Source organism: Shinella sp., assembly GCF_035998705.1.
Classification (GTDB): Bacteria; Pseudomonadota; Alphaproteobacteria; order Rhizobiales; family Rhizobiaceae; genus Shinella.
In genome coordinates, this window is the sequence record NZ_DASYHH010000033.1 from 394,128 (window position 1) to 420,169 (window position 26,042).

General features: G+C 64.9%; 30 protein-coding genes and 1 pseudogene. 8 read left to right on the top strand and 23 right to left on the bottom strand.

All coding sequences use genetic code 11. The annotated features are described in order from the left end of the window. Positions 1-3: 3 nt before the first annotated feature. Entirely contained in the window at positions 4-489 is a 486-nt protein-coding gene (locus tag VGN93_RS30165) for a YcgN family cysteine cluster protein (protein WP_327510534.1), read from the bottom strand. Between the two features lie 181 nt (positions 490-670). Here VGN93_RS30165 and VGN93_RS30170 point away from each other — a divergent pair, with 181 nt between their 5' ends. The 3 genes from VGN93_RS30170 to VGN93_RS30180 are packed head-to-tail and all read left to right on the top strand — an operon-like array spanning position 671 to position 4,013. Then, on the top strand, positions 671-2,842 hold the full coding sequence (locus VGN93_RS30170; protein WP_327510535.1) for a transglycosylase domain-containing protein: 2,172 nt from the start codon (positions 671-673) through the stop codon (positions 2,840-2,842). 33 nt (positions 2,843-2,875) lie between these two features. Beyond that, entirely contained in the window at positions 2,876-3,469 is a 594-nt protein-coding gene (locus VGN93_RS30175; RefSeq protein ID WP_319311004.1) for a DUF1214 domain-containing protein, read from the top strand. Further along, the gene (locus VGN93_RS30180; protein ID WP_319311002.1) at positions 3,462-4,013 is read left to right on the top strand and encodes a DUF1254 domain-containing protein; all 552 of its coding nucleotides are present in this window, start codon (positions 3,462-3,464) and stop codon (positions 4,011-4,013) included. Before VGN93_RS30175 ends, VGN93_RS30180 begins: the two co-directional genes overlap by 8 nt. 107 nt (positions 4,014-4,120) lie before the next feature. Here the strand turns inward: VGN93_RS30180 and VGN93_RS30185 are convergent, their stop codons facing one another. After that, positions 4,121-4,309 carry a hypothetical protein gene (locus VGN93_RS30185; protein WP_319311000.1) on the bottom strand — a complete coding sequence of 63 codons (189 nt, stop codon included), beginning with the start codon at positions 4,307-4,309 and terminating at the stop codon, positions 4,121-4,123. Positions 4,310-4,824: 515 nt separating this feature from the next. Continuing rightward, a complete protein-coding gene (locus VGN93_RS30190) occupies positions 4,825-5,217 on the bottom strand; it encodes a hypothetical protein (RefSeq protein ID WP_327510536.1) in 393 nt (130 codons plus the stop codon). Positions 5,218-5,514: 297 nt separating this feature from the next. On the opposite strand from VGN93_RS30190, the gene VGN93_RS30195 reads away from it, so the two are divergent. Further along, a complete protein-coding gene (locus VGN93_RS30195; protein WP_327510537.1) occupies positions 5,515-6,429 on the top strand; it encodes a hypothetical protein in 915 nt (304 codons plus the stop codon). A 9-nt stretch (positions 6,430-6,438) separates the two neighbouring features. Here the strand turns inward: VGN93_RS30195 and VGN93_RS30200 are convergent, their stop codons facing one another. From VGN93_RS30200 to VGN93_RS30225, 6 genes are all read right to left on the bottom strand, one after another. Beyond that, positions 6,439-6,570 carry a hypothetical protein gene (locus tag VGN93_RS30200; protein WP_256120830.1) on the bottom strand — a complete coding sequence of 44 codons (132 nt, stop codon included), beginning with the start codon at positions 6,568-6,570 and terminating at the stop codon, positions 6,439-6,441. 99 nt (positions 6,571-6,669) lie between these two features. Beyond that, entirely contained in the window at positions 6,670-8,316 is a 1,647-nt protein-coding gene (locus VGN93_RS30205; protein ID WP_327510538.1) for a hypothetical protein, read from the bottom strand. Between the two features lie 203 nt (positions 8,317-8,519). Next, on the bottom strand, positions 8,520-8,891 hold the full coding sequence (locus tag VGN93_RS30210) for a DUF1491 family protein (RefSeq protein WP_327510539.1): 372 nt from the start codon (positions 8,889-8,891) through the stop codon (positions 8,520-8,522). A 44-nt stretch (positions 8,892-8,935) separates the two neighbouring features. Beyond that, the gene (locus VGN93_RS30215) at positions 8,936-10,387 is read right to left on the bottom strand and encodes a methyl-accepting chemotaxis protein (RefSeq protein ID WP_327510540.1); all 1,452 of its coding nucleotides are present in this window, start codon (positions 10,385-10,387) and stop codon (positions 8,936-8,938) included. Positions 10,388-10,553: 166 nt separating this feature from the next. Next, positions 10,554-11,270, bottom strand: coding sequence for a peptidoglycan-binding domain-containing protein (locus tag VGN93_RS30220; protein ID WP_327510541.1), 717 nt, complete (start codon positions 11,268-11,270; stop codon positions 10,554-10,556). Continuing rightward, on the bottom strand, positions 11,242-12,771 hold the full coding sequence (locus VGN93_RS30225) for a HAMP domain-containing sensor histidine kinase (RefSeq protein WP_327510542.1): 1,530 nt from the start codon (positions 12,769-12,771) through the stop codon (positions 11,242-11,244). Before VGN93_RS30225 ends, VGN93_RS30220 begins: the two co-directional genes overlap by 29 nt. A gap of 508 nt (positions 12,772-13,279) precedes the next feature. On the opposite strand from VGN93_RS30225, the gene VGN93_RS30230 reads away from it, so the two are divergent. Continuing rightward, complete coding sequence (locus VGN93_RS30230) at positions 13,280-13,705, top strand: DUF5330 domain-containing protein (protein WP_327510543.1); 426 nt, start codon at positions 13,280-13,282, stop codon at positions 13,703-13,705. Between the two features lie 154 nt (positions 13,706-13,859). Then, the gene (locus tag VGN93_RS30235; protein WP_327510544.1) at positions 13,860-14,279 is read left to right on the top strand and encodes a SufE family protein; all 420 of its coding nucleotides are present in this window, start codon (positions 13,860-13,862) and stop codon (positions 14,277-14,279) included. 38 nt (positions 14,280-14,317) lie between these two features. On the opposite strand, the gene VGN93_RS30240 is transcribed toward VGN93_RS30235, so the two are convergent. The 12 genes and pseudogenes from VGN93_RS30240 to VGN93_RS30295 all read right to left on the bottom strand — a co-directional run bounded on the left by VGN93_RS30240 (position 14,318) and on the right by VGN93_RS30295 (position 23,506). Beyond that, positions 14,318-15,115 (bottom strand): DUF6456 domain-containing protein, encoded by a 798-nt coding sequence (locus VGN93_RS30240; RefSeq protein ID WP_327510545.1) that lies wholly within the window; start codon positions 15,113-15,115, stop codon positions 14,318-14,320. Continuing rightward, positions 15,108-15,572 carry a helix-turn-helix domain-containing protein gene (locus VGN93_RS30245; protein ID WP_327510546.1) on the bottom strand — a complete coding sequence of 155 codons (465 nt, stop codon included), beginning with the start codon at positions 15,570-15,572 and terminating at the stop codon, positions 15,108-15,110. Before VGN93_RS30245 ends, VGN93_RS30240 begins: the two co-directional genes overlap by 8 nt. Before the next feature lie 219 nt (positions 15,573-15,791). Then, positions 15,792-16,226 carry a MucR family transcriptional regulator gene (locus VGN93_RS30250; RefSeq protein ID WP_256120821.1) on the bottom strand — a complete coding sequence of 145 codons (435 nt, stop codon included), beginning with the start codon at positions 16,224-16,226 and terminating at the stop codon, positions 15,792-15,794. Between the two features lie 413 nt (positions 16,227-16,639). Next, positions 16,640-17,008: a monovalent cation/H(+) antiporter subunit G gene (mnhG, locus tag VGN93_RS30255; protein ID WP_327510548.1), complete on the bottom strand. Its 369-nt coding sequence runs from the start codon at positions 17,006-17,008 to the stop codon at positions 16,640-16,642. Between the two features lie 122 nt (positions 17,009-17,130). Continuing rightward, positions 17,131-17,373, bottom strand: a pseudogene (locus VGN93_RS30260) (cation:proton antiporter); the annotation flags it as partial. Further along, positions 17,373-17,846 (bottom strand): Na+/H+ antiporter subunit E, encoded by a 474-nt coding sequence (locus VGN93_RS30265; RefSeq protein WP_327510550.1) that lies wholly within the window; start codon positions 17,844-17,846, stop codon positions 17,373-17,375. The gene VGN93_RS30265 and the pseudogene VGN93_RS30260, both read right to left, overlap by 1 nt. Then, a complete protein-coding gene (locus VGN93_RS30270) occupies positions 17,847-19,388 on the bottom strand; it encodes a Na+/H+ antiporter subunit D (RefSeq protein WP_327510551.1) in 1,542 nt (513 codons plus the stop codon). Positions 19,389-19,405: 17 nt separating this feature from the next. Then, positions 19,406-19,783: a Na+/H+ antiporter subunit C gene (locus VGN93_RS30275; protein ID WP_327510552.1), complete on the bottom strand. Its 378-nt coding sequence runs from the start codon at positions 19,781-19,783 to the stop codon at positions 19,406-19,408. Next, complete coding sequence (locus VGN93_RS30280) at positions 19,783-20,202, bottom strand: Na(+)/H(+) antiporter subunit B (protein WP_327510553.1); 420 nt, start codon at positions 20,200-20,202, stop codon at positions 19,783-19,785. Before VGN93_RS30280 ends, VGN93_RS30275 begins: the two co-directional genes overlap by 1 nt. A gap of 205 nt (positions 20,203-20,407) precedes the next feature. Next, positions 20,408-22,735 (bottom strand): putative monovalent cation/H+ antiporter subunit A, encoded by a 2,328-nt coding sequence (locus VGN93_RS30285; protein ID WP_327510554.1) that lies wholly within the window; start codon positions 22,733-22,735, stop codon positions 20,408-20,410. 113 nt (positions 22,736-22,848) lie between these two features. Further along, positions 22,849-23,271 carry a type II toxin-antitoxin system VapC family toxin gene (locus VGN93_RS30290; RefSeq protein ID WP_327510555.1) on the bottom strand — a complete coding sequence of 141 codons (423 nt, stop codon included), beginning with the start codon at positions 23,269-23,271 and terminating at the stop codon, positions 22,849-22,851. Position 23,272: 1 nt separating this feature from the next. Continuing rightward, on the bottom strand, positions 23,273-23,506 hold the full coding sequence (locus VGN93_RS30295) for an AbrB/MazE/SpoVT family DNA-binding domain-containing protein (RefSeq protein WP_327510556.1): 234 nt from the start codon (positions 23,504-23,506) through the stop codon (positions 23,273-23,275). 140 nt (positions 23,507-23,646) lie between these two features. Here VGN93_RS30295 and msrB point away from each other — a divergent pair, with 140 nt between their 5' ends. Then, complete coding sequence (gene msrB / locus VGN93_RS30300) at positions 23,647-24,054, top strand: peptide-methionine (R)-S-oxide reductase MsrB (RefSeq protein WP_319310948.1); 408 nt, start codon at positions 23,647-23,649, stop codon at positions 24,052-24,054. A 63-nt stretch (positions 24,055-24,117) separates the two neighbouring features. Here msrB and VGN93_RS30305 read toward each other — a convergent pair whose 3' ends face one another. After that, positions 24,118-24,621 carry an N-acetyltransferase family protein gene (locus VGN93_RS30305; RefSeq protein WP_327510557.1) on the bottom strand — a complete coding sequence of 168 codons (504 nt, stop codon included), beginning with the start codon at positions 24,619-24,621 and terminating at the stop codon, positions 24,118-24,120. A gap of 129 nt (positions 24,622-24,750) precedes the next feature. Here VGN93_RS30305 and VGN93_RS30310 point away from each other — a divergent pair, with 129 nt between their 5' ends. Beyond that, positions 24,751-25,251 carry a hypothetical protein gene (locus VGN93_RS30310; RefSeq protein ID WP_327510558.1) on the top strand — a complete coding sequence of 167 codons (501 nt, stop codon included), beginning with the start codon at positions 24,751-24,753 and terminating at the stop codon, positions 25,249-25,251. Here VGN93_RS30310 and trhA read toward each other — a convergent pair whose 3' ends face one another. Then, entirely contained in the window at positions 25,252-25,929 is a 678-nt protein-coding gene (trhA, locus tag VGN93_RS30315) for a PAQR family membrane homeostasis protein TrhA (RefSeq protein ID WP_327510559.1), read from the bottom strand. Positions 25,930-26,042 lie beyond the last annotated feature (113 nt).

Here is a 26,042-nt window from a genome sequence, read left to right on the forward strand (position 1 = left end):
CGGCTATTTGCCGTTGCCCACTTCCAGCGGCCAGGTCACGAGATAATCCTCGTAGTCCTCGACATCGAGGCCCTCTTCGCTGACGGTGCGGCCGCGGGCGGAAATGCCGGCCTGGTGCACGGTCTCGGGATCGCCGGAGACCAGCGGGTGCCACCAGTAGAGGTCTTCGCCGTCGCGCACGAGGCGATAGCCGCAGGTCGGCGGCAGCCAGGAGATTTCCGACACGCTCTCCACCGTCAGGCGGATGCAGTCGGGCACGGTCGCCTGACGGTTCTCGTAGTCCGAGCAGCGACAGCTTTCGCCATCGAGCAACACGCAGCGGATCGAGGTCCAGGCGATCTCGGCCGTTTCCCAGTCTTCCAGCTTGTTGAGACAACAGAGCCCGCAGCCGTCGCAGAGGCTTTCCCACTCCACGTCGTTCATCTCGGCCAGCGTCTTCGTCTTCCAGAACGGCAGGTCGTCCTGCTTTTCCGCGTTCTTCGTAACCATGCCCGAGCCCTGAACCCCTTGGGCGTAAAGGTCAAGGCCCTTGCCGGTAACCGTTCCCCGCGAAATCCGTTCAGTCGCCGTCAAAAGACTGCTATCGTGCCTGAATAAACCGGTGGTCACAGGACGTTAACCAGAGGCGGGCAGGCTGCGGCCCGCATCCGCCGGCAAAGGTAAGCGAAACGTGGAAGACGACAGCCAGAAGCCCCCAAAACCGCGCCGCCGCAAGCGGCACTTCTTCCTGCGCATCGATTCCTGGATCGATTCCACGGTCTGGAATGCCGGTTTTCGCGCTGCCGAAATCTGGGAGGAGATCACCATCTTCTCCCGCCGCTTCCACGCCAAAGGCTGGAAGAAGGCCGTCTTCGAGGTCGTCGGCGAGGGCATGAACCTCGGCACGGCCGGCTTCGTGCTGCTGCTCGCGCTGGCGCTGCCCGCCTTCGAGGAAACCAAGGGCGACTGGCGCGCGCAGAGCGACTTCGCCGTCACCTTCCTCGACCGCTACGGCAACGAGATCGGCCATCGCGGCATCATCCACGAAGACTCGGTTCCGATCGATGAGTTGCCGGACCACCTGATCAAGGCGGTGCTGGCGACGGAAGACCGCCGCTTCTTCAGTCATTTCGGCATCGATTTTCTCGGTCTCGCCCGCGCCATGAACGAGAATGCCCGCGCCGGCGGCGTCGTGCAGGGCGGCTCGACGCTCACCCAGCAGCTGGCGAAAAACCTGTTCCTCTCGAACGAGCGCACCATCGAGCGCAAGATCAAGGAGGCCTTTCTCGCGCTGTGGCTGGAAGCCAACCTCTCCAAGAAGGAGATCCTGCGGCTCTATCTCGACCGCGCCTATATGGGCGGCGGCACGTTTGGCGCGGCGGCGGCGGCGCAGTTCTATTTCGGCAAGAACGTCACCGACGTGAATCTCGCCGAATCCGCCATGCTCGCCGGCCTGTTCAAGGCGCCCGCCCGCTACGCGCCGCATGTCAACCTGCCGGCTGCGCGTGCGCGTGCCAACGAGGTGCTGACCAACCTCGTCCAGGGCGGCCTGATGACGGAAGGTCAGGTGATCGCCGCGCGCCGCAACCCTGCGACCGTCATCGACCGCAACGAAAAGACCGCACCGGATTTCTTCCTCGACTGGGCCTTCGAGGAGGTGCAGCGCATCGCAAAACCCTTCGCCCAGCATTCGCTCATCGTGCGCACCACCATCGACATGGGCCTGCAGGCCGCCGCCGAAGAGGCCGTGGAAAGCGGCCTGCGCCAGTACGGCGAGAGCTACCGCGTCAAGCAGGGCGCGCTGGTGATGGTGGAAAACGGCGGCGCCGTGCGCGCCATGGTCGGCGGCCGGGATTATGGCGAGAGCCAGTTCAACCGCGCGACAAGGGCGCTGCGCCAGCCGGGCTCGTCCTTCAAGGTCTATACCTACGCGGCAGCGATGGAAGCCGGCATGACGCCGGAGACGACCATCGTCGACGCGCCGATCAGCTGGGGCGGCTGGTCGCCGCAGAACTACGGCCGGAGCTTCGCCGGCCGCATGACGCTGATGACGGCACTGGCGAAATCCATCAACTCGGTCCCCGTCCGCCTTGCCAAGGAGAAGCTCGGCACGCCGAAGATCGCCGCGATGGCCAAGGCCATGGGCGTCGAGACGCCCATCCGCACCGACAAGACGATGCCGCTCGGCACCTCGGAAGTCACCGTGCTCGACCAGGCGACGGCCTATGCCGTGTTCCCGGCCGGCGGCATGCAGTCGCGCCGCCACGGCATCAGCCAGATGATCAATTACGACGGCGACATCCTCTACGATTTCGGCCGCGACGAGCAGCCGGCGAAAGAGATCCTGTCGGAAGCCGCCATGTCCTCGATGAACCGCATCCTCGTCACCATCCCGGTCAGCGGCACGGCGCGGCGCGGCGCGCTCGACCGCGGCATCGTCTCCGGCGGCAAGACCGGCACGACGCAGGCCTATCGCGACGCCTGGTATGTCGGCTTCACCGGCAATTACACGACCGCCGTCTGGTTCGGCAACGACGACTATACCTCGACGAACAACATGACCGGCGGCTCGCTGCCCGCCATGACCTTCAAGCGCCTGATGGACTATGCCCACCAGGGCATCGAGCTGCGCCCCATCCCGGGCATCGAGAACCCGTTGCCGGATGGCAAGAAGGCAAGCGAGGTCGCCGCCGCCTCGAGCGACGAAAACGCGCTTCCCGCCCTCGTCCGCCCCCGTTCCCTCTCGGCCGATGTCACCAAGCTCCTGAAGGATGTCGCCCGCCAGTTCAACGAGGCCAAGCCCTTGAAGGCCGATGGCCGGGTCGCCGCGCTTGACGGCACTCAACCGAACCGGACAGAGTGACGATACCCTGCTGATTCCAACGACCGGTCGCCCTTGTTCCGCACGCCCCTCGTCATCGCCACAGCGCTCGCCGTCGCCTTCGGGCTCGGCATCCTCAGCTCGATCTATGCGCTGCGCGCGACCGTCGGCTTCGGCGCCATCGCGCTCGGGCCGTGGACGGCCTTCCCGACCGCCCAGACCGTCAATGCCGACCCCTATGCGAAAGCCCACCGTGCGCGCGACGGCAGGCTGCTGCTCGGCGGCGCCGAGGGCCTCACCTTCACCGCCGCAACCGATAGCGGCGGGCGCACGCTGGTCGAAAGCTGCCGCTACGAAATCGAGGGCATCACGCCCCCTGCCCGGCTCTGGACGCTGCATGCGGCCGATACCGATGGCGACCCGCTGCCGGGCAGCCGTCCCGGCCTGCCGGTCGGCATCAATGCCTGGTCGGTGCTGCGCTCGCCGGACAGCAATTTTTCGATCCGCATCGCTTCTGCGGCAACACCCGGAAACTGGCTGGCGGTGCCGGAAGGCAAGGCGCCGTTCCTGCTCGTCATGACGCTGCTCGACACGCCGACCGCCGGCAGTTCCGGCGTCATCGACCTCGCCATGCCCGGCATCACCCGGCTGGACTGCGCCGATGCGTAGTTTCGTCTATGCCATCGCCATCGGGCTCGTGGGTGCGGCACTGCTGCACATCGTCATCATCCTCTCGCTGCCGAGTTTCACCGGCCGCGATGCCTATACGCGCGTGCAGGCCTTTGGCGAGCCGAACCGCTTCTTCCCGCTGGCGAATGCCGGCGACACGCTGGCGCCGATCAACGACGATCCGGCGATGAAGACCGCCGTCTGCGCCTTTTCCGTCGAAAGCGGCCCCATCCGGCTGTTTGCCGGCGGCGACGTGCCGTTCTGGTCGCTCGCGGTCTATGACAGCGCGTCCAACGAGGTGTTCAGCATGAACGACCGCACCTCGGTCGATGGCGATCTCGACACGCTGGTCGCCACTCCCATCCAGCTCATCGCCATCCGCAAGGCGGTGCCCGCGGAGCTGGAACAGTCGATCCTGGTGGAAATGCGCGGCGATGAAGGCTACGCGGTGCTGCGCACCTTCGTGCCCACCGAAAGCCGGCACGAAGCGGCAACCGCTTTCCTCGCGGATGCAAGCTGCGAACCTCTCGCGGCAGAACAATAGGAAAGCTTGCTCCGTAAGGAGCTACGGGCGTGGTTACCCCACGATCGATGGTGCGCCGCGGCCGCACGCGCACAGGCCATCGCCGCTGTTGCGGCGACGGGCAATGGTCAGGGACGGCGGGCCGTATCCGGGGCGCCGTGTTTGCCCGCCTTGCTGCGCGAAGCCAGCATGGCCGGTGTCAGGCGCTCGTAACGCACGCCGGTAAAAAGCAGTATCTGGGCCGGAGCCTCGCGTCGAATGGTGTCGCGTCTCGGTGTTCGCGCGAGCCACTCCTTCAATCGTACTACGTCTGCCATTCTCGCCTCCAAAAAGAAGAACCGAGACGGATGAAGCACTTTACATTCTCACCCTGCCCGTCTTACGGGCCGGTGCATCCGGTTCCGTCACCCCGGCTGCGACATGAGTCGATGTCTCCCAGTCGCATACGGGTAGAAAACGGCGATACGGGTTCCAGAGTTTCCCATTCACGGGAATTTGTCTGGTGACCGCCCGGCATCCGGACCATCGCACCTTTCCCTCGCGGAACGGCGGCACCGTCAGGGTATCCACCGTTCACATGATCGAATCATAACACGTCCATCACGATAGACGAGCCGATTCATGTCCCTAAAACTAGCGACTATTCGGTTAACATGTTGTTAATTCTATGCCATCGCGCGGCATCGTGCTGTTCCGCATGGAACAGGGTCGCCCCCGTTCCCAAAATCGACCGGTCTCGTCGTGAACAACCGGATGCACCTGTGAAGAGAAACGGGCGGGCGATCGGGATTATTCGATGATCTGCGAAAGGCCGGTCGCGGCCGTGGCGCCGTCAGATCTTGTGCACTTCGTCGCGCCAGAACACGATGACGTAACCGCCCGCAGCCTCCGTTCCCTTCGCCCAGGCCTTCAGCTGCGCGTGATAGGGTTCGCTGCGCCACAGGTCTGGATGGTCGGGATCGGCAAGCACCGTGATTTGCGGCCCCTGGCCGTAGATCATCATGTGGGATCGCGCCGGCTCCCATTCCGCACCCAGCTCGTCGCTGGTCATCCACAGGCAGAGAAAATCGCGACAGACCGACGGCCGATCGGCATAGGTCGAGCAGCCCTTGCCGGCGACGCAATGCGTGCACCAGGCGTCCGCCGGCTTGTCGAAGAGGTCGATCTCCGGCAGGCGGCAACAGAGCGTGCAGGGGCCGCAGGATCGGCCGGCAACGATGGGCATGGTCATGGCCGAGCGATAGCACGCTAGCGGCCAGACCTGAAGGCCGACGCCGCCCGTCCCGATACGGTACGCGGGCACTGCGACGCCACGGCAACCCAGACGGCAGTCGCTTGTAAACATTGCGGTTTCCGCGCGAGCAAGGTTAACGCGTTGCTAACGCTTTTCCTCTACTTTTCATGAACGATTGTGGAGACGGCAAGGGGCTGCCGTTCCGGGGATTTTAGCAGGTGTTTTGTGGCGGACAGGTTTCGCGAACTGGAGAGACCGCAGGCAGGGCGGCCGAAGGACATCGTTCTGATGGCCACGGTGTCCAGCTTCGAGAGCCTGCGTTTTCCGTCGCGCTCCGATCTGCACCAGTTCGGCGAGCTGTTCGAGCCGCTCTATAACGCCTCCACCGAGGAGGCGCGCCGCCAGGCCGTCGCCGCCCTTTCGCGCTGCCCGCAGATCCCCGACGAAACAGCGCTTTTCATCGCCTCGCAGCCGATCGGCGTCGCCGCGATCTTCCTCATGGGCGCGAAGGCCATCCCCGACGCCACGCTGATGCGCATCCTGCGCGCGACCGGCCCGGAACATGCCCGCGCCATCGGCCGGCGCGACAATCTCTCGCCCGTCATGATCGAGGCGCTGGTCGGAAGCCACCAGGACCATGCCAGCCGCCGCGGCGGCGAAGACCGCGAAGCCTCGCTCGAGGAAGCCGCAAGGCTGGGACGGGAAGAGCGTATCCGGGAAGAATTACGTGCCCTCGTGCGCGCCGCGACGCCCACGGTCGAGGCGCCTCCTGCGCTTCAGCCGGCAAGCGAGGTGCACCAGGCGCTGCTGGTGCGTTTTGCCCGCGCGGGCGAGGTCGGCATGCTGGCCGTGACACTCGCCGACGCGCTCGGTTCCAGCCAGTGGCTGTCCGAGCGTATCCTCCTCGACGTGTCCGGCCGGCAGCTTGCCGAAACGCTGGTGGCGCTCGACATGCCGAGTGCAGATACCGTTTTCGTGCTCACATGCATTTACCCGCATCTCGCGAGCGGCAGCGCCGAACTGATGCTCTGGGCGCTAGATCCGGCCGACGCGACCCTCCGGGTCGAGAGCTGGCAGCGGGCGGACAGCTATACGAATGGCGACGGCGTGCGAGAGGCGGCCAACGCCGACGACGCGCAGTCGAACGGGCAGGATCACCATGACAGGTCCTCCGAAACCGGTCGGCAGCGCGCCGCCGGCTGATCAGGTTTCTCAGAATACCCGGCGCTTGGCCGGCACACGGACCGCAGCACTTTCGTTGCGCTCGGCGGAGAGCGCCGCCAGCGTGGTCGCGACGAACATTCCCGAAATCAGCAGTGCAAGGGCAGGCAGCACGATAAACATGGGGCGTTCCTCCTGGAGGGGTTCGGCACAGGCCGCTGCCTGTGTGTCTCCCTTTTCCCATGATGGAGCCGCGCACGATGTTCCCGCGGGAACAGGATCTCAGAACAGGAAATCACCCTTGTGGAGATCCGACAGATCGACATGTTTCAGCACCAGCACGTCGCCGCCCGCGCGGATCAGCACGTCGTCGCCGCTCTGCACGGCATGGCTCTTCATGAGGTCGGAGAAACCGGTAATGGCGGCGACATGCGAGAGATCGACCCGGTCGGTGCCCGGCTTGAAATCCGTCACCGTGTCGCGGCCCTTGGAGAAGATGAAGACATCCGCCCCGGAGCCGCCGGTCAACGCGTCATTGCCCTTGCCGCCATCGAGGATATCGTTGCCGGCCCCGCCCGAGAGCGTGTTGCCGCCGCTGTTGCCGATGATGACGTTCGATAGAGCGTTGCCCGTGCCACTCATGCCCGCCGTGCCGAGCAGGATGAGCTTTTCCAGATTGGCGCCCAGCGTATAGCTGACCGTGGATTGCACCGTGTCCGTGCCTCCGCCAACCTTTTCGACGAGCTTCAGCTTGGCATCGGCAACGAGGTAGGTGTCATTGCCCTTGCCGCCCGCAACCGTGCCAAAAACCTTGCCGCCGCGCGTATCAAACGTGTCGTTGCCCGCACCGAGATCGACATTGCCGCGGATCGTGCCGTTGTTGATGACGACCTCGACGCCGTTCCCGCCCTTCAGCGCCAGGTCGCCCGCCTTCAGCGTGCCGTTGTTGCCGAAAGTGTTCGTGCCCTTGCCGAAAAGCTCGACCGCAATACCCTTCGTGGCCGTCACCGAGCCATTGTTCGTCAGCGTCGCGCCGGTGCCATCGATGTGGATACCCGAGGCGCCCTTGAGCGTGCCGTTGTTCATCACCTGCGCATAGGCGCCGCCGATATCGATGGCGTCGCCCAGGGTCGAGGTGATCGCCTTGTGATTGGCGAAATTGACCTTCGCACCATCAAGCCGCACGCCATCTTTCGCGGCCGAGATCGTGCCGTTGTTCGCCATCACGGCGCCCGAACCGGTGATCACTACGCCCTCATCGGCGCGCGAGACGATCTTGCCGTTGTTGGTCACGACCCCGCCGGCGCCCGTCACGGTCACCGCATCGAGCCTGGCATCGATGGTTCCGCTGTTGGTGACGATCGCCGTCGCCCCAATGCTCCTGATCCCGTCATCCGCCGTCGACTGGATGAAACCGTAATTGGTGATGATCGCCTTGGTGCCCGACACGGTCACCGCATCGCCGGCACTCTTCACCATGCCATGGTTGGTGACGAGCGCATCGCTTCCGGTCGCCTTGAGGCCTGCGCCACCGGACGACAGCACCGAGCCGCGATTGGTGAGGTTGAGCCCCGCTCCGCTGAAGACACCCGCTGCCGTGCCGCCCGAAAGCGTGCCCTGGTTGGAAAACACGAACCCGCCGCCCGCCGCGTTCAGCCCGACGAGCGCGGCCGAGATCACGCCATCCGCCTTGATCGCCACGGTGCCGGCATTGGCGGCGAGCGCGGCGGAGCCAAACACCACCGCATTGCCCACCGAAGAATTCACCGTGCCATCGACTACCAGCGTGCGCCCGGCAAAAGCGCCACCGGCATCGACGGCCGTGGCACTGGTGGAGATCGAAACGCCGGGCGCGACGATCCACTGGCTGTTGGCCTCGCGGGCGGTGAGCGCCGACGTCATGTCGACCAGAATGTCGTATTTGCTCATAGCAATCAGGCGTCCATCATTGACGTGGCCACGTCCTAGAGCATTTCCGGTGAACTCCGGTTCACCGGAAATGCTCTAGTTTTTTGTTTTGCCGCATTATCCGACGCCGAAGCGATGCCGCTTCGGCTGGAAATGCTCTATCGCCTCTTCGGCGAAAAATCCGTTTAAAACAGGGCAATCGTGCGCGTCCCATGGCCACAGGGTTAACGCCGGAAAAACCCGTCATCCTTCGGCTCGGCAGCCGCAAAATCGATCAGGTCACCAAGCTCGTCCGTCTCGAGCGAAACCACCCAGAGGTCGCCATCGAAGCGCCGCTCCCGCGCAATCGCCTCCGCCACAAGCTGCGCCTCGACACGCGCCAGCCGCGTCTCGAACAGCCGCATGCCCGTCTCGTCCGCCTCGAAGAAACTCTGCGGCGCAGGCGCATGCAGGCTTTCCAGTCCATCGCGAAACATCTGCCGCACGAACACAGCCCCCGCCTCCTCCGCCCCCTTTGCCTCGACAGCCGCAAAATCGCCGCGGGCAAAGACGCGGCGCATCAGGGCGGAAACGAAGATGTCGGAGCGAAGGCGCATGGTGGCGGCTTACACGGCGCGAAGCCGCGGGGCAATCGCGAGATCTAGACCCGGATCGCCAACCTCAACCCGCCCCAGTGCCGCCCATTGACCGTGATGGGCGCAGAAATATCCTTCATCAGCACGAACTGCCCGCCGCCCATGTCGCGGCGGTAGGTCTGGACGAGGAAGGGTTGCTTGTTGCGGCCGGCGGCGAGGCCGACGCGGTCGTTGAAGATGCGGCGGTTGCGGCAGTTGGCGGTGTTCCAGGCGGGGTCGCTAGAACGCTGCGGCTCGGAGAATTTGCGGTTGTGCGTCGGCAGGTAGCCCTGGTCGTCGATCGCCGCGCAGAAGGCGATGCGCTCGTCGGTCGCCACCGCCGGCTCCTGGATGGCCGGCAGAACGCGATCGGTGAAATCGGTAAAGCGCGTCATCATCTGCACCGGGTCGCTGCCGGCAATCGGCCGATACTGCCGGTCGAACAGCGCCTCCATGCCGATCTCGCCGCTCAGCACGGCCGCGGAAAAGCGGGCGGAGACCTCGTCGGCAAGCGTCTGGACCAAGTTGATATAGGGACTGTCCGGCGTCTCGATGCCGGCACTCGCCGTCGCCTGGATGATGCGTTCGGAGATCGTCACCACCTCGCCGACCTTGCCGGAGGCGCCCTGCAGCACCGTGTTGGAGCGGATGATCTCTGCCGACGCCGCCCCGATCGACCGGGCGAACTCGCTGCATTCCTTGTCCACCGCGCCCGTCGTCGCGGCCAGCGACGAGGCGCTGTCGAGAATCTTCGACATGACCTCTTCCACACCGGCAAACGAGCCCTGCACGTCCGAGGCCGTCACCTTGACGCCCTCGGCGGAAACACGCGCCCCCTCGCCCGCCGCTTCCAGCCGGTCGATGCGCGCGCGCAGTTCCTGCAATGTCTTCTGGATGGAGGCAGTCGTATTCGATGTTTCTAGCGAAAGCGCCCTCACCTCCGCCGCCACGACGGCAAAACCCTTGCCGGCATCGCCCGCTCGCGCCGCTTCGATCGCCGCATTGAGCGCCAAGAGGTTGGTCTGCCGGGCGATCGTGCCGATCGCATCCGCCAGCCGCCCGACATCGGCGAGCGCGCCGGAAAAGGCGGCGATTTCCGTGCCGATCTCGTTGGAGGCTGTCACCATGTGGTCGATCGCGGCAATCGAGCCGTCGAGCTGCACCGCCTGCTCGCCCAGCACCTTTCGGGCGCTGGCGGCCAGTTGGTCCGTCTCGCCTAGCGCGCGGGCGATGCCGCCGTTGGCGCTGGCGATCGCCGTTGCCGATTGCGTCAGCCGGGTGAAGAGCGTCGCATGTTCGCGTGATTGCGCGGCGGTGTCCTGGATGGAGCCGGCGATATCGACGAGGTGCAGGCCGAGGTCCGACGCCTCGGCGGCGAGCGCCCCCACGACGCGGCGCAGCACCGCGGCATCCGCCTGCGGCTCCGGCATGTCCTCTTGCCTTCTATGCGCAGTCTCACGCAGGGCAGCGTTGGACATGGCTCGACGATCCTCCAGATTGTCGAAGGATCATCCGGCAGACATGGTTAATGCATCCTTTACGGGAAAGCCTGTCGTAGGCGTACGACTTTGGTCGCATGCCTGAAGCAATTCCAGCAAAAGTGTGAAGCGGTTTTGCGTCTGGAATTGCGAAAAACAAGAAAGCTCAAAGCGCGCCGATATCCTTGAGCTTGGCGAGCACCTGCTCGTTCGGCTCGCCCGTCACCGGTAGGCGGTAATGCTTCTCGAAGTGGCGGATGGCGGTGCGCGTCTTCTCGCCGATCAGCCCGTCGACCGCGATATCCGTATAGGCGATGTTGCTCAGACCCTTCTGGATCTTCATCACCAGCTCGCTCGGCACCGGCTTTGCCACCGCAGAGGTGACGCCAGGATCGGCTTCCGCCTCCATGATCGCGGCCGCGACCGGGTCGACCTCTTCCTCGGCCTGCGTTTTCGCGGGCTTGTTCTCGATGACCTTCGCCACCTCGTCGAACGGCCGCTCGGCCGGCGTCACGTCGGTGACCTCCGGCAGGTCCTGTTCTTCGCCCTCGCGCTCGATGACGAAGGTCGTCACGTCGTGGGGTTCCGGCTTGGTGGCGGTAAAGCCCAGCGAATTGTCCGCCGAGCGCATCTTCAGGAAGGGCGCGGGATGGCCGCCCGGCTGATACCACAGCGCATTCGCCGCCACGAAAGAAAAGACCACCAGGAAGGCGCAGGTGCCGCCGACGGTGCTGGGGTGGCGCGCGGCGAGGCTGCCGAGCGCCACGAGCCCGGTAATGACGATATTGGGCCTGCGCTGCGGCTCGGCGCGGGTGCCGGATCGGCCCTTGCGGGCCTGGCCCTGGGGCCGCCGCTCAGGCTGTCTTCTGACGTGCGCGTTCATCGTTCGTGTCCTTGCCATCCAGCGACGGCTCGTAAACGGTCTCAATGGCAGCCGCAAGGCGCGGCGGAAAATCGACGGTGGATGCGGTCGGCCGCGGGTCGCCCTCGCACACCACGCCGGAACCGTCCGCTGGTACGCGGATGGTGATGACCGTGCCCTCGCCCGGCCGGCTCTGGATAACGAAGCTGCCGCCGTGCAGCGCTACGAGACCCTTGACCAGCGACAGGCCGAGGCCGGTGCCCTCGTATTTGCGGGTATATTCGTTCTGCACCTGCATGAAGGGCTGGCCGATCAGCGCCAGCTTGTCGGCCGGAATGCCGATGCCGGTATCGCTGACGGTGAGCAACAGGTCCTTGCCCTCGCGCGCCGCATCGATGGTGACGACGCCGCCGCGATCGGTGAACTTGATCGCATTGCCGACGAGGTTGATGAGGATCTGCTGGATCGCCCGCTGGTCGGCAACGGCCTCGCCGATGGCGCGCGGCACGCGGCTCGTCAGCTTGATGCCCTTTTCACGCGCCTGGAGGCCGAGCATCTGCTCGCAGGCCTTGACGCTGTCCGCGACGACGAAGGGTTCCGTCAGCAGCTCGTAGCGGCCGGCCTCGATCTTCGAGACGTCCAGCATGGTGTTGACCACCGACAGCAGGTGCGCGCCCGACTGGTGGATCAGCGCCACATATTCGCGCTGGCGGTCGTTTTCCAGCTTGCCGAAATATTCGCCGGTCAGGATATCGGAGAAGCCGAGGATGGCGTTGAGCGGCGTGCGCAGCTCGTGGCTGACGGCGGCAAGGAAGCGCGTCTTGGCATCGTTGGCCGATTCGGCCAGCGCCGTCTTGCGGGCGTTTTCGGTCCTGAGAACGGCCTCGTCGGAAACGTCGCGCGACTGGGCGACGACGGTGGCAAGCGCGCCATCCGCCCCGCACAGCGCCGTCATTTCCACGCGCATATGCGTGAACTGCTCGGCATCCGCCTGCATGCGCGGGCGGTCGATGCGCACGTCCACCGTCTCGCGCACGCCGCCCTGGCGCAGGCGATCGATGCCGGCGATGAAGCCGAGGCGGTCGGAGACGTGGATCTGGTCGAGATAGCCGCGGCCCATCGGGTCGCGCATCCAGGCCAGCATGTCGGCGCGGTCGCGGCCATGCACGGCGGTGACGAAACCGCGCGCATCATGCAGCGTCACGAGGCCGGCAAAGAGATCATAAGGAGAGGTCTGCGCCGGTTCTGTAACAGGCGCGTCGTCAATCTGCGCTACCTTCGGCTGGACCGGCTTTGCAGGCCAGGCGGAGGTCGCGGCAGCAGCGAGCAGCGCACCGGCACCCACCAGCGCCACGCCGGCCGGCAGGGCGGCGGACGCGGGCATGACGGCGGAGAAGGCAAGCGGCAGGCCGGGTACGGCGGCAAGAAGGGCGAGCGTCGTCGCGCGGAGCGACGCGGACGGGCGTTCATCGGCGGCATGCGCGCCAGCAACGCCTGCAACGGCGCCCAGGCGGGCGGCCATTCTGTCAGCGATGGTGGTCAATTGGCGCAATGCAAAACCCTGCCGTTTATGTTCTTTTCTGTGAGCCCAAAATCGCATCGGCGACTTAAGGAAAGAATAAACGACAGGGGCCTGAAAGGGCTCGAAAAGCCCGAAAAGTCCCATTTCGAGGCAATCCACCGGCCATTCGTCCGGCGTGGTTAACGGGGCGTAAGCGCCTCATTTTGCGGCATTTTTCTGTTCGTATTAACCTCTGGGGCAGCAGCGAGGAAGTGCCCTTCCCGGCAATCCGGGCGGCGGCGCCCGCATGCCCCGCCTTCATCCTTAACGGCAATCGCTAAAATCTGCCTCAAATGCCGGTAAAGCTGCCGATAGGTCGCATTTTACTTAAATCTGGGCAAAACCTGAGCGATTCCTGAAAAGGGGAATTTCCTTCCGGCCCCTATTCTCGCATCAACGGTTCGCCAAGGACCAACACGAAAGCCGAAGGCCGCAAAGAGCCGAGGCCCTATAACAAGGATGGCAAGCGATGTGGTTTCTGATCAAGGGAACGTTCTGGTTCTCCATGGTTCTCGTCCTGCTCCCCTTCATCGACGCGGAATCCTCCGCGAAGCTGGAGAAGGGTCCGAACGTCGAGATCGGCGATACCTTCAATGCCGCCAGCGAAGCGCTGCACTACGTCACCGCCATGTGCCTGGAGAAGCCGGACGTCTGCGAGAAGGGTGCTGAAACCTTCGTCGCCCTCGGCCACCGGGCCCGCGAAGGCGCCCGCATCGCCTACCAGTTCCTCGATACCCAGTTTGCCGAAGAGGGCACCGCCGTTGCCAAGGCCGATCCGGTCGCCAAGGAAGCGCTCGACCAGCCGCTTCCGGATGTCGCCGCCATCGATGCCGACGACGAGGTGATCACCGGCACCATCGCCATCCCGACGCGCCGTCCCGACCACAAGAGCTGACGCGCCTTTTACGTTTCTGCCTGCCTGACTCGTTGCCCCTGCAACCGCCGTATGGACCCGTTCCATGCGGCGTTTCTTTTTGTGCGGATCGATTCCGGTTCAAATTGGCAGCCACCTCCCCTATATGAAAGCCAAAGCCGCGAACGGAACCGACATGGCCACGCTTCAACAGATCATCGACGACTTCGCCTACCTCGAGGAATGGGAGGACCGTTACCGCTATGTCATCGAACTCGGCAAGGCGTTGCCGGATCTCGCGGAGGACAAGCGCACGGCCGTCAACAAGGTGCAGGGCTGCGCCAGCCAGGTCTGGCTCGTCAGCCATACGGACGACGGCGCGGATCCGGTGATGACCTTCGAGGGCGATTCGGACGCCCATATCGTGCGCGGCCTCGTCGCCATCGTGCTCGCCATCTATTCCGGCAAACACGCCTCGGAGATCGCGGCGCTGGATGCCATCGACACGTTCAACGAGATCGGGCTTGTCGAACACCTGTCGTCGCAGCGGGCCAACGGGCTGCGGTCGATGGTGAAGCGGATTCGGGAAGAGGCAGCGGTGCGGGTGGCGGCTTGAAGGTACGGGGTTGAGATAGCCCCTCATCCGGCCTGCCCTCACCCCGAAATCTTCGGCCGATACCCCTCCGCGCCCCACACATGCGCCCGCCGCCCCGCCGGAGCTGCCGGCGCATAGTGCCGTGCAAGCGCCATCAGCGAGGTGCGCAGCATCAGCTTGGCCGAGCGGGCCGGCCATTGCCGTTCGCGCTCCACCGTCTCCAGCCCCTTCATGAAGCAGCAGATGTCCAGCGCCACGCCGGAAAGCTCCGGGCCGATCGCCTGGATGGCGCGGGCGACCCGCAGGCGGGCGGCAAGCGCGGTATCGGTCAGTTCGCGCCCCGCCCCCGCCTCGCCCTTCTGGCGGCCGGCGACGCGCGGCTCCCACGACATGGTCAAACGCGGCTGGAGGCCGCCGCGGGTGAAATCGGCATGCAGCCGCTCGCCGGCGGCGATGGCATTTTCCGGCAGATAGGCCTCGCCGGTCTTCTCCTTCAGCCGCGCGAGCGCGGCCAGCGGTGATTCGAGCCGGTTGGCAAAGGCCTTTTCGCGCACCCCGTCGCGCATCACCAGCACCTGCGCCATGTCGCGGTGCTGGCCGGCAAAGGGCGTTTCCGCGTTGCAGAGCCGGCGTTTCAGGTGGGCACGCGCCTCCGGCGTCGCGGCAAGCGTTTCGCCGGCGGGGCTGACGAGGCCGAGCCGCAGCGCTTCCGCCAGCACGGCCGCGGACACCGGCTGCCTGCGCCCGTCGCCGGCCACCAGCATGTCGCCGTCGGCAACGGCCACCGGCCCCGCCGCCAGCACGAAACGGAGGAGCCGGGCGAGATCGTTGGCGGTCTTCCCAGCACCCTCACTCATGGCTGCCGATCCCCGCCGGACCGAAGACGGAGAGCACGACGCGCTCGATCGCCGCGACGAAGGCATCGAAGGCCGCATCGTCGCGGCGATCCTCCACCACGTTGCAGGCATGGCCGACCGTCGTGCGGTCGCGGCCATAGGCGGCGCCGATATCGGACAGCGAGAGGCTCAGCACGACGTGGCTGACATACATGGCGATCTGGCGCACATGGCAGGTGGAGCGCCGGCTGTCGCGCCGCCAGAGCGGCCGGTCGCTGGCAATCGCCGTCATTTCCAGCACGAGCTGGCGCACGATCCGGCAGGCGATGCCGGGCGGCACGACGGGCATCTGCGGTTCGCTCGTCGCCCGGCGAGCTTGCGGCAATCCCTCTTCAGCGCCCGCACTCTTCTTTTCCGGCGCCGGGCCGGGGGGAGCCACGGGGGACGAGCGCCTCTGGGGAACGATGAACTGGTGCATGACTGGCCACTCCTGTTGATAGGAATTTATTCATACACCCTAGAGGACAGGCGGGGATGAATGAAGCCTCAAGCCACAACCTCGCATTGAATTTCTTAATAAATTTACGACGCATATCCCCGAACTAGGGATTTATTCCTCAATAAGGGTCAGCCCCGAACGCAAAAGGCCGGAACCTCGCGGCTCCGGCCTTGCAAATCCCGTTTGCCGATACGGCGTTTACTTGCCCTTGCGGCGCTGGCCGAGGCCCATTTCCTTGGCGAGGCGCGAGCGCGCTTCGGCGTAAGCCGGAGCGACCATCGGGTAATCGGCCGGAAGGTCCCACTTCTCGCGGTATTCTTCCGGCGTCATGCCGTAATGGGTCATCAGGTGGCGCTTCAGCGACTTGAACTTCTGGCCGTCTTCCAGGCAGATGATGTAGTCGTTCTGCACGGACTTGCGCACCGGCACCGGCGGCTTCGGCTTTTCGGCCACCACAGGCGCCTCGACGGCGGCAACCGGCTGCGTCGTGTTGTTGAGCGCGGCATGCACGTCGGCGATCAGGCCCGGCAGCTCGGAAACCGGCACGACATGGTTGCCGACATAGGCGGCGACGATATCGGCGGTCAGTTCCACGAGCAGATTGGAGCCGGCGCCAAGGGTTGTTTCGGTCATTTCTTTCTCCTGTCGGACAAAACGAAGGTCGATGGCCCTATCCGTCGACCCGGACATCAAATTCGCGGCAAAGTGTGCTTTTCGGGCGATCATATGGCAGAATAATGCTCACCCGTCGAAACAGGGACATTTTCGTCACTATAACTTTCGATTACGGCGGCTATCCATCACGCAGAAATTCTTGCCGGTACATGTACCGATTCGGCATTAATACCGTCCGAATTCAACCTAGACAGGAAAACCATATGCAAGCTAAATCAACCCGAATACTTTACTTGGTCTGAAATATCATTCCACAATTCAATGTCCAGTATTATTTTGCAGAACCAAAACCAGAGATTCTAATATAGAAATCGTCCCCAAGAAAATTAGCGGATACTACAAATTTTAGGGGTCGTCCTTTCAACCGTTTGTCAATGCTTCTTGTCGCGCTTCCTGCCGGCGCGCTCCTGCGAGTCGCGCATGTCGTCGATGACACTGTGGCGCGACAGGCGATAGCCTGCGCCATGCGCCGCCTTGGCGACGAGATGGGCGGCGACGGGCGCCGTCAGCACGAAGAACACGAAGCCGGCCAGCGCCCGGGTGAAGATCGCGACATCAAGCGAATGCAGGCCGGCCGCAAGCAGCATGAGGCCGGAGCCGACCGTGCCGGCCTTCGAGGCGGCATGCATGCGCGTATAGACATCCGGCAGGCGCACGAGGCCGAGCGCCGCCAGGAAGGTGAAGATGCCGCCGGCGACCAGCATGACGGCGACGACGAGGGCGAGCGCAAGATCCAGCATCAGCGTGCCCTCCTCGCCCTGCCCGGCTTGTCGTGTCGCAAACCCTTGCGCGCCACCTCGCCGTCCGGCGCGCCGGCCTCGCCCGCCTGCATGCCCTGGCTCATGATGAAGCGCGCGAAGGCGACGGTCGCGAGAAAACCGACGAGGCCGAGCGCGATGGCGATGTCGATATAGAGGTTGAAGCCGGTCCTGATCGCGACCACCGCGATGAAGCCGATGGCGATCGCCACCAGCATGTCGAGCGCCACGACGCGGTCCGGCAGCGTCGGTCCCCGGACGACCCGCCAGGCGGTCAGGAAGAAGGCGGCGCACATCAGGAAGAGCGCGATGGCGGATGCGACGGAGATGACGGTATCGGCAGCCATCAGCGGAAGGCCTCCATGATCTTCTTCTCGAAGCCGTTGGCGATGTCGCGCCGCGTGGCGACGGGGTCGGAGCAGTCGAGCGCGTGCACATAGAGCACGCGCCGGTCCTCGGAAACATCGACGGACAGCGTGCCCGGCGTCAGCGTGATGAGATTGGCGAGCAGCGTGATCTCGAAATCCCGGTCGACCGTCAGCGGAAAGGCGAAGATGCCGGGCTTCAGCGCCATCTTCGGGCTCGCCACCAGCACGGCGACCTTCCATGCGGAGAGCGCCAGTTCCTTGATGAACAGCACCAGCAGCGACAGCACCTTCAGAGGCCGGAGACGCCGGCCCTCGGAGCGGGCGCGGCCACGTATCAACACCAGCGAGAGCGCGCTGGCGGCGATACCGAGCAGCAGGTTGGGGATCGTGAAGCTGCCCGAAACGGCGAGCCAGAAGGCGGTGAACACCGCGATGATGACAGCGGGCCGCATCTAGTTCACCCCCGGAAAGACGGAACCGATATAGGCGCGCGGATCGGCAAGGCCTTGTGCCGCGTGCTGGATCGTCGAGAGCAGCGCATTCGGGAACAGGCCGAAGCCCACCGTCAGCGCCGTGAGCGCCACGAGCGGGAGGAGGGCACTGGCCGGTATGGCCGCATCGGGCATCGCCTCGCCTGCGGGGCGCCAGTAGGCGAGCGCGAAGACGCGGCCGAGCGCGATGGTGGTCAGGAAGCCGGTCAGCAGGACCGTCGCCACCAGCCACCAGGCGCCGATATCCATCGCCGCCTTCGCCACCATGACCTTCGGCCAGAAGCCGGAGAACGGCGGCAGGCCGGAGACGGCGAAGAACAGCACCAGCGACAGCGTGGAAAACAGCGCCGAGCGGCCGTAGAGCCCGCCGAGCCGGTTGAGATCGAACGTGCCGGCGAGGCGGCCCGCCAGCCCCGCTGCCATATAGAGCGCCGTCATCACCACCATGGAATGCAGCGCATAGAAGATCGCGCCGCCGACGCCGCCCGGGCTTCCGAGCGACAGGCCCGCCAGCATGACGCCGATGCCGGAGATGACGACGTAACCGAGCAGCCGGCGGATATCGCTCTGGCCGAGCGCACCCAGCGCGCCGATAATCATCGTCGCAGCACCCGCAAGCGCGATGACGAAGCTCAGTTCCTCGCGCTCGATGGGGAACAGCATGATCAGCGTGCGCAGCAGCGCATAGATGCCGACCTTGGTGAGCAGCCCGGCAAACAGCGCCGACACCACGACGCGCGGCGTGTGGTAGGAGGCCGGCAGCCAGAAATTCACCGGAAAGGCCGCCGCCTTCATGCCGAAGGCGACGAAGTAGAGGGTGGCGAGCGTCATCAAGGGCAGGTCGGCACGGCCGGCGGCCGCCTTCACGGCGATATCGGCCATGTTGAGCGTGCCGAAGATGCCGTAGAGATAACCGGTGGCGATGAGGAACAGCGTCGTCGCGACCAGGTTGAGGAAGGCGTATTTGATCGCGCCGTCGATCTGGCGGGCCTCCGAGCCGAGCACGACGAGCCCGAAGGACGAGATCAGCAGCACCTCGAACCAGACATAGAGATTGAAGATGTCGCCCGTCAGGAAGGCGCCGGAAACGCCGGCCATCAGCAGCAGCAGGAACGGGTAGAAGCCGTAGCGCCGGCCGGTGCCGTCGATGTCGGAGAGCGCATGCACGCTGCCGGCGAGCGCCACGACGGCGCCGGTGAGCGCGAAGAGCACGCCCGTCAGGTCTGCCGTGAAGGCGATGCCGAAGGGCGGCAGCCAGCGGCCCATCACCATGGTGACGGGGCCGTTCTGCGACACATGGGCGAGCAGCAGGGCATCGAACAGGACCAGCACGGCGAGCGCCGGGATGGCGATCGTCGCCTGCAGGCGAACGGATTTGCGCAGCATCAGCAGCACGGCGCCGGCCAGGATGCACCAGGCGGGCGGCAGCACGACCAGCCAGTCGGCGGGCGCGACCGGGGTCATGACGAAGGCTGCGGAAAGATCGGCGGGGCTTGCGGCCATTGGCGGGGCGGTTCCTGTCAGTAGCCGGTCGGCGGGAGGGGATCGTTCCTGGGCTCGGCGACGCGCATCTCGTTGGCGTTGTCCGTGCCGAGGTCCTGGTAGGCGCGGTAGACCAGCACCAGCAGGAAGGCGAAGAAGGAGAAGGAGATGACGATCGCCGTCAGGATGAGCGCCTGCGGCAGCGGATTGGCCGTCAGCGTCGCCGGCACGTCGTGGCCTTCCGGAATGATCGGCGGCACGCCGCGCAGGATGCGGCCATTGGTAAAGAGCAGGAGGTTCACCGCATTGCCGAGCAGCACGACGCCGAGCAGCACGCGCACCAGGAATTTCGACAGCATGAGATAGACCGCGGCGGCGAAGAACAGGCCGATCAGGATGACGAAGAGCAGTTCCATCAGACGTCGTCCCCCGCTTCGAGCGCCAATGCGATCGAGGTGATCGACCCCACCACGACGAGATAGACACCGGCATCGAACAGCATGACGCTGGACAGCGGGATCTCGACGCCGAGGAGTGTCGGATAGACCCAGAGCCCGGTCATGAAGGGCACGGCGAAGACGATGGACACGAGGCCGGCGATGCAGGCGATGAACAGCCCGAAGGCGGAGATCGCCATCGGGTGGAACCACAGCGCCTGACGCACGGCCGCGACGCCGTTGGCGATGCCGTAGATCGCGAAGGCCGAGACGGCAATCAGCCCGCCGATGAACCCGCCGCCCGGCTCGTTGTGGCCACGCAGCAGGACGAAGAGCGAGAAGAGCACCATGAGGGCGGTGAGGAAGGGGGCGACGGTGCGGAAGATGAGTGTGTTCATGCGCACGATCCTCCCGCGGCTGCGTGCTGCAGCACCCCCCTCTGCCCTGCCGGGCATCTCCCCCTCAAGGGGGGAGATCGATGGAGAGAGGCACCGCCAAATAGAGACGTTTGCAAGGGAGCAATGAGCCCGCCCCTTGCCGATCTCCCCCCTTGAGGGGGAGATGGCCGGCAGGCCAGAGGGGGGTAACGGCGAACTCCCACCATCACACCTTCCTCCCTGCCCTGACGCGAATGATCGACAGGATCGCCAGCCCCGTCACCATGACCACGGCGATCTCGCCCAGCGTGTCCGTGCCGCGGAAATCGACGATGATGACGTTCACCACATTGGCGCCATGGGCGATCGTCTTGGAATAGAGGTTGAAGAAATCGGTGAGCGCCGTGTCGAAGCGGCCCTGCGTGACCTTCAGGAGATAGAGTGAGAAGCCGAGGCCGCAGGCGATGGCGATCACGGCATCCGGGATTTTTTCGCGGAGCGGGCGATGGTCGCGCGGCGTCAGCTTCAGCCGGGTCATGACGAGGGCGAGGATGACGACCGACAGCGTCTCGATCATGAACTGGGTGAAGGCGAGGTCCGGCGCACCGAAGAGCAGGAAGAGCACGGCGACGCAGAAACCCTGGATGCCGAGCGCGACGATCGCCGTCAGGCGGTTTTCCGCCCGCAGCACCGCGCCGATGCCGACGACCGCGAGCGCCATGACAGCGAGCTCGTGGAACGGCACGTTTGCCGGCCAGACCGGCAGGCGCGGCCATTCGCCATAGACGGCCGGCGGCACGAGCAGCGCCAGCGCGATCACGGCAAAGGTCGCCGTCATGTAGATTTCCATGAGGCCGGGCTGCGTGAAGCGGCTGATGGCGGACGAAACCCGCACGAGGCCGCGCATCGCCTGGTCGAAACCCTTGTCCGGCCCCCAGCCGATATCGTCCACGAGTCGGTCCGCCGCCGCGCGCACCTTGTCGAGCGAGAGGAAGACCAGGATGCCGAAGGCGATGGTAGCGAGCGACAGCACGAAGGCCACGCCGAAATGCGGCATGGCGGAGATGGTGATCACCTCGGCCTTGCCGGCGATGGCGGAGGCGAGCGGCGAGGTCAGCATGGCGTGGGTTATGGCCGAGAAGAGGCCGACGACGAGGCCCGTGACCGCCAGCAACACGGGGCCGCTCCACAGCAGCGCCGGCCCCTCATGGGCGTGTTTCGGCGTCTCGCGGCGGGCACCCAGGAACGGTTTCAGCGCCACGGCGAAGGCGACGGCGAATATCAGGCCGTTGCCGATGATGGCGGCGGCCGTGAAGGCGATCGCCCGGAGATTGCCGCCGGCGAGGGCCGCGTAGATTTCCTCCTTGGCGAGGAAGCCGAAGAACGGCGGCAGGCCGGCCATCGAGAGCGCTGCCAGCACGGCCGCCAGGAAGGTGACGGGCATGGCGCGCCGGAGGCCGCCGAGCTTCGTGATGTCGCGCGTGCCGGTCTCGTGGTCGATCAGGCCGGCGACCATGAAGAGCGCGCCCTTGAACAACGAATGCGCCACCAGATACAGCGCCGCCGCAGCCACCGCATGCTCGGAGCCGAAGCCGGTCAGCATGACCAGCAGGCCGAGCGAGGCGACCGTCGTATAGGCGAGCATCAGCTTCAGGTCCGTCTGGCGGATGGCGAGCGTGCTGCCCACCAGCAGGGTCAGCCCGCCGAAGGCCGGCAGGATGGTCTCCCAGGCGAGCGTTTCGCCCATGACCGGGTTGAGCCGCATCAGCAGGTAGACGCCGGCCTTCACCATGGTGGCGGAATGCAGGTAGGCGGAGACCGGCGTCGGCGCCTCCATGGCGTTGGGCAGCCAGAAATGGAACGGGAACTGCGCCGACTTGGTGAAGGCGCCGCCGAGGACCAGGAACAGGATCGACAGGTAGAACGGGCTCGCACGCACTTCCGCGCCAAAGGACATCAGCAGCGAGAGCTGCGTCACCTGCGTGACGTTCCACAGCAGCAGCAGCCCCGCCAGCAGGAACAGCCCGCCGCCACCCGTCACGATCAGCGCCTGCAAGGCGGCGCGGCGCGAGGCCTCGCGCGCATGGTCGAAGCCGATCAGCAGGAAGGAGGTGATCGAGGTCAGCTCCCAGAAGATGAAGAGCATCAGAAAACTGTCGGAGGCGACGAGGCCGAGCATCGAGCCCATGAACATCAGGATGAAGGAGAAGAAGCGGCCCTGGTGTCTATGTCCCTTCAGGTAGCCGCCGGAATAGAGCACGATCAGCGTGCCGATGCCGGAAATCAGCAGCAGGAAGGCGAGCGACAGGCCGTCGATCATCCAGGAGAAGCTGACATTGTAGGCCGGCACCCAGGCATAACCGCCGGTCACCACCTCGCCGCGCGCGACCTCCGCATTGAAGTCGAGGAAATGGACGAAGATGGCGAGCGGAATGAGCGCCAGCGGCCAGGCGGCATTGTGGCCGAGCACCCGCGTGAGCGCCGGTGCCACGAGCGCGCCGAGGAACGGCAGACAGAAGGCAAGGAAGGTCAAGCCCATCGTGTCTGGTGTCATCCCCCGTCCTTTCTGCGCGGGCTTCGCCCGTCGTTGTCAAAATATGTCAGAGCGCCGTTTCTACGTCGGTATGCGGGAAATCGCCACCCTTGAACAGCAAGGGCGCGGCGTTTTCACGCGCCTTGATGATCGCCCCCATCGGGTGTGCGAAGCGCGAGCTTCGGGAAATAGCTGCGGTAGCGCCCGGCATCGCGGGTAATCAGAGTAAAGCCAGCGACCGCGGCATGAGCGCCGATGAAGAAATCCGGCAGGACGCCGGTGCGATTGCCGCCGGCCTTGCGATAGGCCTGAAAGGCCTTGCCGGCAAGGAACAGCGCCTCCCTGGGAATGGCGAGGTGGTCCAGTTCCGCGAACGCGATCATCGCGTCGAGATCGGCGATGTCGCGATAGCGCACCGACAATTCGGCATAGATGACGTCGTTGATGCCGAGAGGGCCGAGAAGCGCCGACGCCTCCAGCTCGGCCATCGACCACGCGGCCCAGGCTTCATCCTCCGTGACTAGGTCGAGCAGCACATTGGTGTCGACCAGATACATGTCAGTCGTCGCCGCGGGTCATGGCCATGATCTCATCCGTCGTCATGCCGGCACCGGCATGACCGCGCAGCCGCGCAAACCGGCTTTCGGGCCGCCCTTCCCCCAGCGGCACGACGACGACGCTGCCATCCTTGACCCGTTGGAACTCGACCTTGCTGCCCGGGCCGATGCCCAGGAAATCGCGAACAGCCTTCGGGATCGTCACCTGCCCCTTGCTCGTCACTGTCGTTCCCATGAGAACCTCGATAATACCATGCTGGAAATCGGTATTACTATAGGGCAGAACCTTATCGATTGCGAGTCTTGCAATGGGACGCTCCGCCCAATTGTCTTGCCGCAATTCGCGTCCTATCTATGGGGCAACAGGAGGACGCCATGAGCGACACGACGACATTGAAGGTCAACAAGACGAAGGATGAGTGGCGCCAGATCCTGACGCCGGAGCAGTTCCGCATCACGCGCGAGCATGGCACGGAGCGGGCCTTTTCCAGCCCCGACTTCGACCTGTCGAAGAAGGGCACCTATCGCTGCATCTGCTGCAACAAGGCGCTCTACCGGTCGGAAACGAAATACAATTCCGGCACCGGCTGGCCGAGTTTCTACCAGCCGATCGAACCCGGCGCGGTCGCCGACCATCCGGACCATTCCTACGGCATGACGCGCACGGAAATCCGCTGTACGGATTGCGACGCCCATCTCGGCCACGTCTTCCCGGACGGCCCGCCGCCGACGGGCCTGCGCTATTGCATGAACGGCGTGGCGCTCAGCTTCGATCCGGATTGACCGGAGCAATTCCAGCAAAAGTGTGCAGCGGTTTTGCGTCCGGAATTGCGCAGAAAAAAACGTCTAACGTTTGGGGACTTTCAGTTCCATACAGAGCAGGTCCAGCCAGCGGCCGAACTTGATGCCGACCTCGCTGAAGCGGCCGACGGCGCGGAAACCGAGCTTTTCGTGCAACTTGATCGAGGCGGCGTTCTCCGCCTCGATACCGGCGATCATGACATGGATACCGTTGAAGCTTGCCCGGTCGATCAGCGCCTTCAGCAGGCGTTTTCCCGTGCCCGTGCCGCGCGCGTCGCCGCGCACATAGACGGAGTGTTCCACCGTATGGCGATAGCCGTCGAAGGCGCGCCAGTCGCCGTAGGAGGCGTAGCCGATCACCTGCTTGTTGCGCACGGCGACGAGGACCGGGAAATCGCGCGCACGCCGCGCGGCAAACCAAGCCTTGCGATTGTCGAGATCGACCTCCGCCTCGTTCCAGATCGCCGTGGTGTTGGCGACGGCATCATTGTAGATATCCAGAATGCCGGGGAGGTCAGCCTCCGCGGCGTCGCGTATCGTTATGTCCATAGTCCCCCCGGCTTTGCCTGCATGGCTTACAGGAGGAGCGGGAAACCTGTCCAGCCTGATTGCCGGCCCGGCGATGAAACGCCCGCCTTTGTCCGTTATCTCTATCATGTCCTCAGCGAGTAATCGAACGTGCAACGCTTCCTCTTTCTTTTCCTTCTGCTTTTGCCCACGTCCGCCCTCGCCGCGGAGTGGGAGCCCTATGTCAATGCGCGCTACGGCTTTGCCGTCGAGATCCCGCCGGGCTTCACGCTCGTCCAGGAGGCCGACAACGGCGACGGGCGGACCTACAGGAACGGCAAGGCGGAACTGCGCGTCTGGGCGCATTACCTGACGGCCGGCCCGTTCGAGGAGGAGGTCGCCGACCGGCGCACCACCTACCAGCAGGAAGGCTGGGATCTCAGCTACGACCGGCAGACGGCCGGCTGGGCGAGCCTTTCCGGCACGCTCGTCGATTCCATCCTCTATCACCGGGTCATCGCGCTCTGCGACGACGCGGTCGCCACCTTCGTGCTGGATTATCCGCAGTCGATGAAGGCGGAGATTTCGCCGCTTGTCGGGCGGCTGGTGAAATCGCTGCATCCGGCGGAAGGCTGCACGAGCGCGCAGGGAGCGGCCCCGTCAGCGCAATGATCAGATGCCGGAGACGACGCTGGTGACGACCGCCGAGTAATGCACGGCAGCGGCGGCCACGACGAAGCCGTGCCAGATGGCATTCTGGAAGCGCAGCTTCTCCCAGACATGGAAGACGACGCCGACCGAATAGAGCACGCCGCCGACGACGATCAGCGTCAGCGTGGCGGTCGACAGATGCGTCGTCAGCGGGCCGGCGGCAAAGACGCCGCTCCAGCCCATGCCGAGATAGATGAGGATCGCCAGCCGGTCGTAGCGGCCGGGAAAAAAGAATTTCAGCACCACGCCCGCCACCGCCATCACCCACATGAAGACCAGCATGCCGGCGAGGAATGGATCATCGATGCCGCGCTGGAGGAAAGGCGTATAGGTGGCGGCGATCAGCACGAAGATCGCCGAATGGTCGAAGCGGCGCAGGTGCCATTTCACCTTCGAGACCGGCCAGAGATTGTAGGCGAAGGACGTGGCGAGCGCGAGCACAAGGCCGACGCCATAGACCCAGGCCGCCGCAAGCTGCCCGCTGGACGCCCAGACGGTCGCATAGAAGATCAGGGCCGTCACGCCGATCAGCGCGAAGACGACGCCGACACCATGCACGATGCCGTCGGCGATCACCTCGTACCGGTCATAGTTCCACTTGATGCCCTTGATTTCCACGACGGCTGGTCCTGCATTCATCCTCCACCATGGTGGCGGGTTTGGCACGGAGGGGCAAGCGCCCGCGGATCACAAAAGTTTCCCCATCGTCATCGTCAACGCCACATTGACAGTAAATCGCTGAAACATCAGCT